We start from the raw sequence: 14,501 nt of genomic DNA on the forward strand, positions 1-14,501 counted from the left end.
GTCCCGAGAACGACTGCAGCCGGTTCGCTTTATTTCAACTTAAAATTGCCCGAGCCCGTGCGTACTTTAAGCAAAGCGTCACCGCTGCCAAAGGTTCCTTTCAGCGTACTGCCGTCATCGTCGATCGTAACTGCCTTCATGCCTTTCCAATCTACGTTCCCTTCGCCCGAGCCGCCTTCGAAATCCACTTCAAGCGATTCCGGTTCCCTGTCTACCTGCACGATAACATTGCCGCTGCCTGCCTCAAGAATCGTATCCTGCGTCAATTCGCCCGTTTTTACCGTAATATTGCCGGAGCTCGTTTCGCCTTTCACCGCCGACTGTCCGTCAATCAATTCTACGTTGCCGCTGCCGATGTCAAAGGTCAGCTTATCCGCCGAATAGCGTACCAGCTCCACATCGCCCGAGCCGGCGCTCAGTTCGATTTTACCCGAATCGATTTGCTCTGCATTGATATTACCGCTGCCCGTTTCAACCGAAACGGAGTCCCATACTTTCTCCGGCAGTTCAACGGTCAGCTCCAAGTCGGAGTATGAGATCCCGATGCCCGAGCCCGAGTCGGCTTCCAGTATCAGCGAATCCCCTTTCGTATCAACGTCCAGCTTGACGTCACCGGCCCTATTCGAGCTGATCGTTCCGGTCAAACGAGCTTCGACTTGGTCGGAGCTGCCGCGTACGACCGATATGTTCGAGCTCCCCGCGCTGATCTTGATATCGCGAACGTCCGACGCGTCAACCGTTTTGACGATATTGACATTGGAAGACGACAAATTCAAAAAGTTTCCGAAGCTGATCCTCGAATGATTCATCGCAAGGAAGATTCCCACGATCCCTGCCGCAATTAACAAAATGCCCAACAAAACCCGACTTTTCATGATCCATTCTCTCCTTCATTCGCGAAAATGCGTAACACCGCGCTTTTCTGTATGTATTCATACTACCAGCATCTGCGCCGGCCTGCATTGGTCCGTCGAATGAAATCCTTCCCCGCCCCAAGTCCAGTTTGCGAAAAAAAAGAACAGGCTAACTTTGGCTTTTCAAAGTTAAGCACTGTCCGTTTTGTGGATCTCTACCTTGAGTTAGCGATTAAATTGAGCTTGAAGCTTGGCCGACCCACGACGCCAGCCGCCCGGAATCAAACGTATCCCCTTTGCGCAGCTTCATTGTTTTTCTTTCCGGGGGACCGTCGAACACGCCGTCCGGAAGCTCCAGCCCGGCAGCATGAAAGATCGTAAAGCTGACCGCGTCTTTTGATGTGGAGATGACGGCGGCGTATTTTCCGTTTTTCAAAAAATGGGGCTTCTTATACTGAATACGTTCATGCACATCCGGTACGGCCTGATGAACAACCTCACGCAGTTTAGCGGACAGCTCCCTCTGCCATGGCTCTTGCAACGCTTCTATAAAATCGGTTACTTCTTTCTTGATTCATTCCGTATTCTCTCCTTATTCGGTGTGGTCATCATCCGTTAAATTTTTTCAAGATGTCGAGATGGTCCCGCAAATCGGCTTCCATCGCCTGCAGTCTAGGCTCCCGCAAGGAATCCGAATTTTCCTCGAGCCTCCGCAGTTCGATCTTGCATTCGCCGCGGCCCGCCGGAACCGGCATCCGAAGCGCCCAGTTCAGAGCCTCGTTCTCCGTCCCCACATCGATCAAGGTGTACTCCGCAATGAGCTCCTGATCTGCCGGAAAAGGACCGGCCTGTACCGCCGGCTCGCCGCCATGCGACGGGTACGATATCCTTATCCCAGTCGAGCTTGGCTGAAGCTCCTCTGCAGCAAGAAGCACACCGGCTTGGGCCAAAGACCGTTTGTACGCAATCATGGCATCGCTGTGTTCCCGGCTTCGGTTTATTCCGGCCTCCGAATATCCTGTCGCCTTAACGATCATCATAAATCGCATGATGATTCCCCCCTAAAATATTTAATTCGATGTTCCAGGCTCGCATTCGGCCGCCCTGTTCAGCAAAAGCGCCCGTTCACGCTCATTACGGGTCATGGATGCGGCGCGTTCGAATTCGATACGGGCTTCATCGTACCGCCCAAGCTTCACGAGGAGATCCCCGCGAACGCTCGGCAGCAGATGGTATCCCTTTAAGGACGGCTCGGCATTCAGCTCGTCGACAATCTGCAGCCCGAAGGCCGGGCCGAACGCCATCGAGATGGCGACCGCCCGGTTTAATTCGACGATCGGAGAAGGCGCGACTCGCGAAAGCGCTTCGTAAAGTGCAGCAATTCGGGTCCAATCCGTATCGGTTGCAGTCGGCGCCTGGGCATGGCAAGCGGAAATCGCGGCCTGCAACGCGTATGGACCTAACGGCCGTCCAAGCTTCCGGCTGCGCTCCAGTGCCGCCAAACCGCGGCGGATCAGCAATTGATCCCATTGCGCCCGGTTTTGATCCATGAGCAGGACAGGTTCTCCCTTGGAGTTAACCCGGGTTTTAAACCGCGAAGATTGGATCTCCATTAGGGCGACCAGTCCGTGAACTTCCGGCTCGAACGGGGCGATCTCGGCAAGTACGCGTCCCAGTCTCAGCGCTTCCTGGCATAACAGGGGCCGGATCCAGTGATCACCGGAGGTTGCCGAATATCCTTCATTGAACATCAGGTAAATCACCTCAAGCACCGCGGACAGACGCTCTTTGAGTTCCTCCCCTGCAGGCACCTCAAAAGGAACCTTCTCGGCATTAAGGGTTCGCTTCGCCCGGACAATTCGCTGGGCAATCGTCGATTCGGCGGCGAGGAAAGAACGCGCGATTTCGTCCGTGGTTAGCCCGCATAACAGGCGAAGCGTCAAGGCGACTCTGGCATCCTGCGATAACACCGGATGGCAGGTCATAAAGATCAAACGAAGGATATCGTCGCCGATCTTCCCGTCCAACGCATGATCCATGTCTTCCTCAGTATACAATTCCGTATTGTGAGCAATCTCCACGTATTTCTGGTCTCGCAGCTTGTTCCTGCGAATTAGATCGATGGCGCGCCGCTTGGCCGTCGTCATCAGCCAGGCGCCCGGATTGTCCGGAATGCCGATCTTCGGCCACCGTTCAAGAGCGATCACCAAAGCATCGTGGGCCAAGTCCTCCGCGAGACCTACGTCACGTACCATTCGCGTCAACCCTGCGATAAGCTTTGCCGATTCGATTCGCCATATCGCATCGACGGTTCGATGTGCGGAAGGCAACGTCACGCTTTTTTCTGCTCCCGGGCTTGTTTGCGAAGTGCCTCTTCTTTCGCCAGCGATTCAGGATCATTCATGATGTCCTCCACCTCGAACACCTGTCTAAGCTCAATCTCGCCCTGTCCGAAGCCGTGCGGATCCGGCATGCGCAGAGCCCATTCAATCGCTTCTTCCCTGGATTTCACTTCGATCAGCGTATACCCTGCGATCATTTCTTTCGCTTCCGTAAACGGACCGTCGATCACCTTCGGCTTGCCTCCGGGCTCCGGGTAAGAAATCCGGATTCCGCTTGAGCTGGGCTGCAGGCCGTCGGCAGCGAGCAATACGCCGGCCTTTACCAATTCCTCGTTGTACTTCTGCATGGCATCGATAAGCTCCTGGCTGGGCATAACCCCCGCCTCCGAATCCGTTGTAGCTTTAACGATCATCATAAATCTCATTTGTACATACCTCCTATTTTATAGTTGAAGTTAAATCCGCTTCTATGTATATACAACGAATGATTTTGGACCAAATCGACATCACTCCATAAAAAAAGCCGCAAGCTCCGATGAAATGATATTGGCATCGAGTTTCTTGGTATGTCCGAGCCCCTTCTTGCTCATCAGCCGCGCATTGGGGAGCACGTCCGCCAGTGCATGGGCACCGCGACGCAGCGCAGCAGGACTTTCCGTCCCCTCAAGCACCAGCGTCGGCATCGTGACTTCGCTCCACAATTTCGCAGGCAGCGGTTTCCCGTCCATATATCCGTCGAGCAAAGCCGCATCGTAGGGGAGCGTATGAGCAACGGCGATGAGCCTAGACCATACGCCCGGCATGATGCGCATCAAGCCGATTACGAACGAAGGCGCACCCATGCCCTTGGTCATAAAATACTTAACGGCCTCGGCCCGGCGATTATCGGCAATAAGCTCGGTAACGTGCGTGACGAAATGTTCCGGCGGCTTGCGGTCCGCGGCATCGACTACAAATGGCGGTTCGTGCAGGGCCAATTTCGTGATGTTTGCCCCCTTCGCTGCAGCCTGCAGGGCAAGAACCGCCCCGGACGACAATCCCCAAACATATGCGGAGCCGCCGGCTTCATCAATCATAGCCTGTAGATCTTCAATCTCGCGCTGGGTGGCATAAGGCTTTGCGTCTCCGCTGTCGCCGCGGCCGCGGCGGTCGTAGCTGTAGACCGTGAAGTTCTTGGATAACAGATCAGCCAGCTGCACCTGCCCCGGAAATTTCCGGTAGCTGAATGCGCCCGCTACCAATATGAGTGCCGGCCCTCGACCAACTTGATCATAGGCGATCTTTGTTCCGTCTTGTGAAGTTACGAAGTTCATTGTATGTCTCCTTTGCAGTAACAGTTTATTTTGGATTTTGAATTGCTTAATATCCGAGCTTCTATTAAGACGACGAACCGCTAACGACAAAATCGACACATCTTCACAAAAATATTTAAAAAAATATCAAAAGAAAAAACACTAAGCCGGACAGGCTCCGAGGCTTAGCGTTTTTTTCGTTACAATGTTTGCCGGGCCCCTAGATGGAAACCTTGTTCTGGAAAAATCGGTCGTTCACGATATACGTCCATGTTGAGGACGGGGTTCGCAGCTCTTCCCGGTCCGGAGCAAATCCGTTCGGAGACAGAGGTACCGACAAGAACGCCTGCACGATCCGCTCTTCGAGGCGGAGAGAAAGCTCATCGAATGCGGCGATGATCCGCTTCTGATACTCCTCGAGCGGGTCCTTGCTGCCGATGCTCTCCAGATGGATGCCTTCCCGAATGTAGGCGGCATGATCGAGGTGATCCGCCCAACAGCGGTCCATCTGGACCAGCGTCAACCTTCGCTCCGCCTTCTCCAGCGCCGGAAGTCCGATGAGCTCGAGCCACGCGGCGTACCGGTCCGGCTCCGCGGCAGCAAGCCGCGTGGGCGGGACGCGTTCCAGCAGCACATCCTGCCTCCAGCCGCTGAATAATCGGCGCTGCTGCTCCACCATATCGGCATATTTGTTCAGCGTATGGCGAATGTCCGCATTTTGCCCGTCGACGACACGCTGAATATGCGCGATCGTCTTCGCAACGGCAGCATCGTCGATCGGTCCGTCCTGCCTAAGCTGGCGGTACGGCTCCGGAATCGCGGCCCCCAGCCCGAACCGAACGAGCAGGTCGTCCTCCAGGCTGACGTAGAAAACCGACGAACCCGGGTCCCCTTGCCGGCCGGCGCGTCCTTTCAACTGGTTGTCGATTCGGACGCTCTCGTGGAGGTGGGTGCCGATGACATACAAGCCGCCGAGCCCGGCCACCTTCCGATATTCGTCGTCGCAGCCGCCGCCCAGCTTGATGTCCACGCCGCGGCCCGCCATGTTCGTCGACACGGTTACCGATCCGAGCTTGCCCGCTTCGGCGATGATCGAAGCCTCCAGCTCGTCATTAGCGGCATTCAGCACATGACAGGGAATGCCTGCCTGCTTCAGCAGCCCGGCAAGCTCGTCCGATTCCTCGACACTGGCGGTGCCGATCAGAATCGGACGCCCTGTTACGTGTGCGGAAGCAATGTCGCGAATCAGCGCCTCCACCTTCGCTTCCTTGTGCGTAAACACAAGCGCTGGATGATCCACTCTCCGGCATGGGCGATTCGGAGGGACGACGGCAACGTCCAGGCTATACGTTCTGCGGAACTCGTCCGCCGACGACAACGCGGTTGCCGTCATGCCGCATAGCTTCGGATACAGGCTGAGCAGATGCTGAAGCGTGATCGTGCCCAGAATGGTGCCTCCGGCCTGCAGTACCAACCCTTCCTTCGCGGCGACGGCCGCTTGCAGGCCGTCCGGCCAATGCCGGTTGTCCGCGATTCGGCCCGTAAATTCATCGATGAGCTCGATTTTGCCGTCGCGAACGATATAATCGACGTCCCGGCGGAAAAGCGCCTCGGCATGGAGAGCACAATGCAGCGAAGCCAGCAGAGGCGCGTTGTCCGCATCGTACAGGTTGCCGCAGCCGAGCGCCGATTCGACCCGATCGGCTCCCGCTTCCGTCAAATAGACGTTGCGCTTGTAATCGTCCGTATCGTAATGCTCGCCCGGCGTCAGCCCCTTGACGACAGCCGCAAGCTTAAGGCTGTCCCCGGTATCGGCGGCAACGTCCGATTCGCCTGCGATGACAAGCGGCACTCTTGCCTCGTCGATCAGGATCGAGTCCGCCTCGTCGACAATCGCCATATGGAACGGCCGCTGGACGAGCGCCGACGGATCGTAAACGAGCGCATCCTTCAAATAATCGAAGCCCGCTTCCTTCGCCGTCACATACGTTATGTCGGCAGCATAGGCCGCTCTTCGTTCCCGCATGCCCATGCCTTCGCCGATATATCCGACCGACAAGCCGAGAAACCGGTAAATCGGTCCCATCCATTCGGCATCCCGGCCGGCCAAATAATCGTTAAACGTCAGCACGTGCACGCCTTTGCCCGGCAAAGCGTTCAAATAAGCGGGAAATACGGCCGCCAATGTTTTGCCTTCGCCGGTCTGCATTTCGACGAGCTTGCCGTCATGCAGCGCCATGCCGGCGACAAGCTGAACGTCGAACGGATGCATGCCAAGCAGCCGCTTGGCGGTTTCGGCAACGAGCGCGTAGGCTTCGATGAGCAGGCCGTTCAGCGGGACGCCTCCCCTTGCCTGCTCCATGAGCCATCGCGAGCGGTCAAGCAGCCGGGCGTCGCTCCAGCTTTCCGTGCCTAGCCGCCGAATATCGCGCAGCTTCGAATCGTAACGTTTCAGCTGATACTGCTGCAGCTTGATATGGATTGTGTCCCATAAAGAACGGGACCTTGAATGAACGTGCATAAGCCTCCTCCTTGTCGTGTACCGCAATTTCGAACGGCTGCAGGACAAGTTGGCGGCCCGGATCCTTGATCCGGCGCAGCATAACGATGAGCAATGAGCTTTCGGTCCATAAGATCGCAAACGACTGGACGGCATGGTTGGAGACGAAGCAGCTTGCCGCGGCGTCAAGCGCGAGCACGAGCGCCGCATATTCGAAAAGCGCCGCCGTATTTTGCAACAGCAGCGCAAAACCGATCGGCGTTCGATCCTTCATTATTTCACGAATCGGAAATAAGGTATTCAGGGAGTATGCCGCTGAGCAAAGCGCGACGGCCATCATGACAATGATCCATATCATTCGAAGCCCTCCCCCTGTTATGATTGTTATATTGTAACATATCGGCTGGGAGACGTAATCCGACTCGCCGTCGATTTTTCATCCCATTTTAGCGTTATTTTAAGACAACCTTAAGGAGGCGGCGTTACAATGTACGTAGGCCGCATCGCCGGTGCTAAAAATTTTTGAAACCAAATTTGAAGTCAAACGTATTTTTATTTGCGACCTTTTGTTGGGTATAATCGTCTAATCTTATGCAGTGCCAAAATAATGTTTGTTGAAAAGAGGTTGTTATGATGAGCCCGAAACGTATCATTATGGCCGGAACGGTAGCTTTCGTCATTACACTAGCAATGTGGAGCGAGGAGTCCGGCGCGTCCGCCGCAATCGCTCAACTGGATAAATCATCGGTTCGCAGCAATGTGAAGGAAGCCTGTTCGACCATACAATCCGCCGATGCTCCCGCTACGCTGCGCGAAGCGCTCGGCGCAAGCTCGGATGAGGAAGTTTACGACGCGTTGTACATAGGCAAGTCGCTCGCGGATATCGCGGAAGAAAACGGTGCTGATGTGCAGAACGTCATCGACCTGCAAGTGGCCGAATTAACGGAACAGTTGGACAAGCGGCTCGCCAGCGGATCGATTCCACCGGACGTCTACGAAGCGCAGAAGCTCGAAGTTGCCGACATCATTACCCGCAGCGTGTACGGCGGCACATAGGCCGCAATCGCCGTGAGACGAGTCCTCCAGAGGAGGGCTTGTTTTTTTTGATATTGTTGCAAAAAAAAAGAAGAAGAACACCTCTTGCGGTGTTCTTCTGCATAACCTCGAATGTCTGCCTCGTCTTGGCAGCAGTCTATTCCTTAACTTGGTTCGGGCTTGTATTGACGAGCACGGCAAGCTTCCTTTCGCTTTTCTCCATGGCGGATTGACATTGCGGACATGTCGGCTCGTTCGAAAAAGAAAAATTGTCTCTCATCCAACCGTTGCACTTGTCGTTCGTGCAAGTCCAGATCGTTGTTACTTCCTCGGCAACCTCTTCCATTGGTTTTTTCCGTGAATTGTACATGACGACCCCTCTTTCGTTCCATGATTTCCAAGCGGACAGTACGGCTCTGATCATTCATATGATCGGCATCCACGATGAATGACCCTGCGTAAAATGAAGCTTTTCTTGCGAGATAAGGAAGCAGGAACTCTGGAGTTTATTCTTTCTTATCTCTATAAGAACAAATGCCCCAAACGTTAGTTTGGGGCATCGGTTATGTTCTTACAGTTTTACTACGTTTTCAGCTTGTGGTCCGCGGTTGCCTTGAACAACGTTGAACTCAACGCGTTGGCCTTCGTCAAGCGTTTTGAAGCCGTCGCCTACGATTGCGCTGAAATGTACGAATACGTCATTTCCGCCTTCAACTTCGATGAATCCGAAGCCTTTCTCTGCGTTAAACCATTTAACTGTTCCTGTTTGCATGGGGAATTCCTCCAAAAATTAAATTTACATGACCTCTTTATTTCGCGAAAAATAAAAATTCACATATTGCACAAGGTTATAGACTGAAAAATATAACCCTCTACAATATGTGAATTCAGGTCAAAATTTCAATGACCTAATCATAACACAGGATGAACCGAATAGCAAATATTATCGTGCATTTTTTTAAACTAAATATTTCCTCGATTTTCGGAAGGAGCCGCCCATGACGAGCAGCCCCGCTTTAACGCCAAGCCCCGAATAAAACATCCTCTTGCAAAGGCCGATTGCATTACGTCCACGCCCAGAAAAAGCCGTCCCGATCCCAGGCTACCTTCCCGCCGTGGAGCTTGCGAAACGCCTTCTTGACCTCCTTGTCGAGCGAAGGGTGCCCGTTTTCATTGACAAAAACAAAAGCTTCGCCAAACTTGGATTTTACATACTCAATCGCATCGCTTTGATGCAATGTCCCTTTGTTCCTGATTTCGCCGACCATCCACTCGGCTACTTGCTGCGCCGTAGCTTCCATTATGAAACAATCCTTTCTTATTGACTTCAGGAATCCATATCCCCATCATCCCATATGTTTAAGCCGGTCCGCAATCACCCTCATCATGCTCCGAAGCACGTCGATATTTTGGAAGCAATACGTCATCACCTGATCGCGATGAAGACGCAGCAGAACGGTGTCGCAGGCGGCGGTGCAATCCGCCGAGCGCGGGCCGCTGTCGATCAGCGCCATCTCCCCGAAAAACTCGCCTTCCCGAAGCTCGGCAATCCGCTCATTTCCGCGGTGTACGGTTATTGCGCCCTCGATAATGCCGTACATGGCATCACCGAACTCGCCGGTCCGGCAAACGACTTCGCCCCGTTCATATTCAACCTCGTCAACCATTTGCGCCAGCCAGATAAAGTCATCGGGCGACAAATGCCGGAACAGGTCGATCTTTTGCAATACGAGAACTCGCTTCAATATCGCATCGTCTTTCATTGAAGATACGGCAGCCGTTTCCTGTGCCGAACGTGCCGCCGCGGCTTCGGCATGGCCGGACGACGCGTCGCCCCGCTCTTGCTCCGGGACCGCGCTCCGATTCAACGCGGCCCGTAAACGCCGGGATAGCAGCTTCATCATTTCCAGCGCGATACTGTTCTGATCGAACATCATGTCGTAGAATACCGCTGAATCAAGCTTCCAGACGAGGACATTTTCCTCCGCGATAATCGTTGCCGTTCTTGGCCCTTCGGTCAAAATCGCCATTTCACCGAAGCAATCCCCCCGCTTCAACTGCTGAAGCAGCTGCCCGTTCCGGTAGACACCGGCCCGGCCGCTCTCCAAAATCATCATCGAGTCGCCGGGATCTCCCTCCTGGATGATCTTGCTGCCCTGACCCATATGTACCTGCTGCAGACGCAGCGCAATGGCCGACAAATCGCGGTTCGTCAGGCCTTGAAACAAAGATACGTTGCGAAGGAGACGGACGCGGCTCACATGGTCGGCGAGCCTTTCATCGCTCTCTGCTTGGCCGGCATCGTTTGCGGCTCTTGTCGCAGCTGTTGGTCCCGCGCCGCTTTCCACCGCTAGGGGATTAAGCCGACTCCGGATAAACCGCAGCATGTCGCCGAGCCATTCGTCGCCTTGAGCGGAGAGCCACTGCACAGCCTGGTGGAACTGGACTTCGTCTGAAGAAACCGGCGATAAGGTGCGAGGAGACGCCATCATCCGGGCCATATCGGCCCGCAACGAGCCTTGCAGCGTCTGGTCGATGACCTCCGCCGCATTGGCCTGCTGCCGCGCGTCACCCTCCGACCAATTCGAGAATACCGCCTGCATGGTCGAACTGTCGTATCGGAAAGAAAGAAGCTGAAAGATACGCCTGCTGATGTCTAAACGAATTTCGCCGACCAGCTCTTCAATTTCAGCGTACCCATCTCTGCCGAAGACATGCGAAGCTTGCTCGGCAAATTGGACATAAAGCCGCAGCTCTTGTCCGATATACCACTCAATGCGCTTGGAATCGGTCCTCAGCTCGTCCTTATGCATGCGAAGCAGCGATTCCAACACGCGATCGCGCATGTCGAAGCTGGCGGTTTCATATGCCGCGAGCAGCGTATCGAACGCTGTTTGCGTGCCGATCCGCTCGAACACGGGGGGCAAATACAAGCCGATTTCCTTATGGCCGAGATCGGGCTGCAAAGCCGGAACGATGATTGCTTCGCCGTAAGCGGCAAGCGCTTCGATCGCGTGGCGGCGCGTTTCGCTGTCCTGCAGGCGGTCGACAAGCAGCGGAACGAGCGCGGGCACGCGCAATTTCGCAGCCGATTTCAATGCCTGCTTCCGCACCTGCGCACTGCCGTCTTCCAGCAGAGCAATGAGCGGCTTGTAGAAGCTGGTTACGCCGATTTCGCCGAACAAGGCAGCCATTGCCACCCGCTCTTCCTCATGCGCGCTGCCGATCAAATGCTTCAGCTTGCCGACCGCCCGGAACATCCCCTCGATGCCGTAATACTTCACGAGCCCGGCGATGGCGGCGGCTTGGATTTCGACCTTGGCATGGTCCAGTTCGTCCGTGATCTCATCCAAGTAACCTTCCTTCGCATAGGCGGCCAGAGCCAATATGGCTTTGGCACGGATGGCCGTATGGCTTGATGCCGCATACTCCCTTAATGTCGGCTCGAAACCTTCGGGAACCGTGAGCTCCAAGTACGCCAGAGCCTCCATGCAAACTACCGCGGCGGGGTGCCGAAGCAGCGTCCGAATATGCTCCGGCGCAAGAACCGGCGGCTCCATGCCCCGCAAAATACGAAAGGCGTAAAGCGCCTGCTGCTTCTCCGGACTGGACAGGGCGTCCAGCAGGATTTGGCGGCTGGCCGGGTCCATGAAGTTGAGCTCCGCCTTATGCGCGTCGTCATCGCCGCCGCTTCGCAAATTCGCGAGAAGCGTGCTCAAATAAGCTTTTTTCACCCTTATTGCGGCGATGACTCCGACAGCCAGCAGCAGCAGGATGACATAGCTCAGCTGCTCCGGCGCCAGCATCCGGGTGACGACGAGCAGGCATATTGCGGCAAGCCCCTTCGCTCCGTTGCGGACGATGCCGTCAAGGAATCCTTTTGCTTTGCCGCGCCATTCCGGCGGGACGGGAAACATGACAAGCTGGCTCACGGACGAATACAGCGTATCGCCGATAACCTTGTCGCTTCCTTTCACGACAACCGCCATCGCCAGAAACGGCAGCAGCAATATGCCGAAGCTGCCCGCGATCAGCGCAACCGGGAAAACAAGCAGCGACGTCATCACGCCGAACCGCGTCAATATGCGGCCGGAGACGAATAATTGAAAAACTAAGGCGACGAGACCCGAAAAGCCGTAAAAGCTGCCCATAAAACCGGCTAACGCTTCGTTCTGCAGCGTCCCTCTCAAGATGACTTTGAATTGATAATCGATCAAAGTGAGCGACAGCACAAGCACAGCCGACAAAATCGCGACGTATTTCAAATGAGGCACGCTCGCGAAAAGGCTTGCTTTGCGCTTTTTGGCTTGCCTCGAGGAGCCGGGTCTAGCTTGGGCCGGTACGGCTTCCGCCGTTTCCGGGCTTGTCCGCAGGATCAGCAGAACGGCCGCCAACCCGAGCAGCTGCAGCAAGGCGTAGAAGAAAATGAGATTGGCGGTGCCGACCAACGGGACAAGCGCCTTAAGTCCGAATCCGCTTAATATGCCTCCGGTAATGCCGCCGCTGCCGACGAGCCCGATCATTTTTTTCGCCTTGCGCTGGTCCATGACCGAGGTGGCGAACTGCCAGAAGCACACGATCATGAGAAAGTTGAATACGTCGAATCCGATATAAATTACGGGAAATACCCATCGAAGCTCCAGTCCAACGCCGATTCTGGAGACTAGAACAAGAGCCGATATGAGCGGGATCAGAGCGATAATCAGCCGTTCAAGACGCACCCTGGACGCGTATTTCTGAAACATCAAGCCTGCGATAATCATCACCGCCGCTTGCGGCAAATACATGGCCGACAGGGATCCGTTGTCGAATCGGCTCAAAAACAGCGTGTCCGCCGCCGTTCTCCCGATCGTCGAAGCCGAAACGACGCAAAACAAATAGCTGAACAGCAGGAGCACTTTCCTGTATTCGGCCCGGTCTTCCGCAAACCTCCCTGACAACTGGCTAAACGCCTTGCCGGAAACCATACTGCCCATGCCCTTCTCCCCCGACGGTCACCTATACCGACCTGATCTTGTAAGGAATTGTACCAGAAGGAAGGTCGCTTCGTAACTAACTTTCGTTAGCATTGCATCTTACCCATCCAGCGCCAAGATATATCCTCACGGATACTGCAATCTATACCTCCGAATAATAGGCAGCGTAGCGGCTTCCGAGTAAATTTAGATCAAACAATAATTTACGAAGAGGAGAATGAAAGATGCATGCAAATCCCACCCAATCCCAGGAACGCAATCTCGCGATCGACATCCTGAGAGGACTCGCTTTGCTGGGGATTTTACTGATGAACTTGCCGCAGTTTTTTAACCCAAGCTGGGTGTACGGCGTTTACGGCGTTCCGTCCGAATATACAGGGATGGACTACTGGGGGCAGCAGTTTATCAAACTGTTCGTCGAAGGCAAGTTTTTTACGATCTTTTCATTTTTGTTCGGGCTTGGCTTTTACATTTTTATGAGCAGGGCGGAGGCGAAGCCGCATCGCGCGGGCCGGCTTTATTTGAGGAGAATCGCCGCGCTTGCCGTCATCGGCGCGATTCATTTTGTGTTTGGCTGGACCGGGGATATTTTGCATTTGTATGCCGTTACAGGCTTGCTCCTGCTGCTGTTCTACAGGAGAGCGAACAAAACGATCCTGGTCTGGGCCGTTTGTCTGATTGCCGTTTGGTTCGGATTATTCGGCTTGTCCTTCATCACCACGCCGGAACAAGCGCAAGACAGCATGCTCCAAGGGCAGGCGCTGCTCCCTGTCGTAGAAGGCATGTATGAGCATTTGACGTATATGCAATGGATCGATTACCAGTTGAGCATGGTCGCTCCTGCGGTATCGCCTTTTGAACCGATATTTATGCTGGCGATATTGTCGATGTTCCTGATTGGCGTTTATTGCGGAAGGCGGAATTGGTTCGCCGATTTATCCGAGAATAAGCGAATGATCCGCAAGACTTGGTTCGCCGGCATGGCGGTTAATATTCCGATTTTGCTTATTCTGGTCGCGATTCTAACGAAACAGATCGATTTCGGCTTTCGCCACGAAGCGGTAACGACGATGCTCGTTCAGCTAAGCGGCTTCACGATGAGTCTCTTCTACATTACGTCGTTCCTGTTCCTCATGACGAATCCGAAATGGATCGCCCGGCTTCGTCCGGTCGGATATGTAGGCCAAATGGCTTTGACGAACTATCTGGGCCAGACCGTCGTTTGCGTCCTCATTGCTATCCTGGCACGACTGTACGACATCGGAACTATGCAGGCCATCCTTCTGTGCCTTGCCATCTACATCGGTCAAATCGGCTTCAGTACGCTTTGGATGCGCAGCTTTCGTTTTGGCCCGATGGAATGGATCTGGCGTTCGTTTACGTATTGGTCGTTCCAACCGATGCGTTTAAGATCTTCCCGGAAAACCGGCAACGCGGCGGAAGCATCGCGTTAACGATCTCCCGCGCTGCGGAGCGTCTTCCCGGAATTGACGGCGAACGAA

At 54.5% G+C, this 14,501-nt stretch carries 14 protein-coding genes; 2 read left to right on the forward strand and 12 right to left on the reverse strand.

Going from position 1 to position 14,501, the window contains the following annotated elements; all coding sequences use genetic code 11:
• Window positions 1-29: 29 nt before the first annotated feature.
• From AC0LWM_RS06335 to AC0LWM_RS06370, 8 genes are all read right to left on the reverse strand, one after another.
• Window positions 30-875, reverse strand: coding sequence for a DUF4097 family beta strand repeat-containing protein (locus tag AC0LWM_RS06335; protein ID WP_474674068.1), 846 nt, complete (start codon window positions 873-875; stop codon window positions 30-32).
• 211 nt (window positions 876-1,086) lie between these two features.
• Window positions 1,087-1,428, reverse strand: coding sequence for a DUF1801 domain-containing protein (locus AC0LWM_RS06340; RefSeq protein WP_474674213.1), 342 nt, complete (start codon window positions 1,426-1,428; stop codon window positions 1,087-1,089).
• A gap of 34 nt (window positions 1,429-1,462) precedes the next feature.
• On the reverse strand, window positions 1,463-1,903 hold the full coding sequence (locus AC0LWM_RS06345; protein ID WP_474674069.1) for a YciI family protein: 441 nt from the start codon (window positions 1,901-1,903) through the stop codon (window positions 1,463-1,465).
• 21 nt (window positions 1,904-1,924) lie between these two features.
• Window positions 1,925-3,190 carry an RNA polymerase sigma factor gene (locus AC0LWM_RS06350; protein ID WP_474674070.1) on the reverse strand — a complete coding sequence of 422 codons (1,266 nt, stop codon included), beginning with the start codon at window positions 3,188-3,190 and terminating at the stop codon, window positions 1,925-1,927.
• Window positions 3,187-3,621, reverse strand: a complete 435-nt coding sequence (locus tag AC0LWM_RS06355; protein ID WP_474674071.1) for a YciI family protein — start codon at window positions 3,619-3,621, stop codon at window positions 3,187-3,189. Before AC0LWM_RS06355 ends, AC0LWM_RS06350 begins: the two co-directional genes overlap by 4 nt.
• Before the next feature lie 81 nt (window positions 3,622-3,702).
• Entirely contained in the window at window positions 3,703-4,509 is an 807-nt protein-coding gene (locus AC0LWM_RS06360) for an alpha/beta fold hydrolase (RefSeq protein WP_474674072.1), read from the reverse strand.
• Between the two features lie 199 nt (window positions 4,510-4,708).
• On the reverse strand, window positions 4,709-6,970 hold the full coding sequence (secA2, locus tag AC0LWM_RS06365) for an accessory Sec system translocase SecA2 (protein WP_474674214.1): 2,262 nt from the start codon (window positions 6,968-6,970) through the stop codon (window positions 4,709-4,711).
• Window positions 6,867-7,346, reverse strand: coding sequence for a hypothetical protein (locus tag AC0LWM_RS06370; RefSeq protein WP_474674073.1), 480 nt, complete (start codon window positions 7,344-7,346; stop codon window positions 6,867-6,869). The genes secA2 and AC0LWM_RS06370 overlap by 104 nt, the downstream gene beginning before the upstream one ends.
• A 275-nt stretch (window positions 7,347-7,621) precedes the next feature.
• Between AC0LWM_RS06370 and AC0LWM_RS06375 the strand changes: the two genes are divergently transcribed.
• Window positions 7,622-8,044, forward strand: a complete 423-nt coding sequence (locus AC0LWM_RS06375) for a hypothetical protein (RefSeq protein WP_474674074.1) — start codon at window positions 7,622-7,624, stop codon at window positions 8,042-8,044.
• Window positions 8,045-8,180: 136 nt separating this feature from the next.
• Here AC0LWM_RS06375 and AC0LWM_RS06380 read toward each other — a convergent pair whose 3' ends face one another.
• The 4 genes from AC0LWM_RS06380 to AC0LWM_RS06395 form a co-directional block, all read right to left on the reverse strand.
• Window positions 8,181-8,393 (reverse strand): cold-shock protein, encoded by a 213-nt coding sequence (locus tag AC0LWM_RS06380; protein WP_474674215.1) that lies wholly within the window; start codon window positions 8,391-8,393, stop codon window positions 8,181-8,183.
• Between the two features lie 201 nt (window positions 8,394-8,594).
• Window positions 8,595-8,795 (reverse strand): cold-shock protein, encoded by a 201-nt coding sequence (locus tag AC0LWM_RS06385; protein ID WP_025692494.1) that lies wholly within the window; start codon window positions 8,793-8,795, stop codon window positions 8,595-8,597.
• A 292-nt stretch (window positions 8,796-9,087) separates the two neighbouring features.
• Window positions 9,088-9,324, reverse strand: a complete 237-nt coding sequence (locus tag AC0LWM_RS06390) for a DUF6953 family protein (protein WP_474674075.1) — start codon at window positions 9,322-9,324, stop codon at window positions 9,088-9,090.
• Window positions 9,325-9,369: 45 nt separating this feature from the next.
• The gene (locus AC0LWM_RS06395; protein ID WP_474674076.1) at window positions 9,370-12,999 is read right to left on the reverse strand and encodes an Npt1/Npt2 family nucleotide transporter; all 3,630 of its coding nucleotides are present in this window, start codon (window positions 12,997-12,999) and stop codon (window positions 9,370-9,372) included.
• 224 nt (window positions 13,000-13,223) lie between these two features.
• On the opposite strand from AC0LWM_RS06395, the gene AC0LWM_RS06400 reads away from it, so the two are divergent.
• Window positions 13,224-14,453, forward strand: a complete 1,230-nt coding sequence (locus AC0LWM_RS06400) for a DUF418 domain-containing protein (RefSeq protein ID WP_474674077.1) — start codon at window positions 13,224-13,226, stop codon at window positions 14,451-14,453.
• Window positions 14,454-14,501 lie beyond the last annotated feature (48 nt).

It is taken from the genome of Paenibacillus sp. sgz302148 (assembly GCF_056120465.1).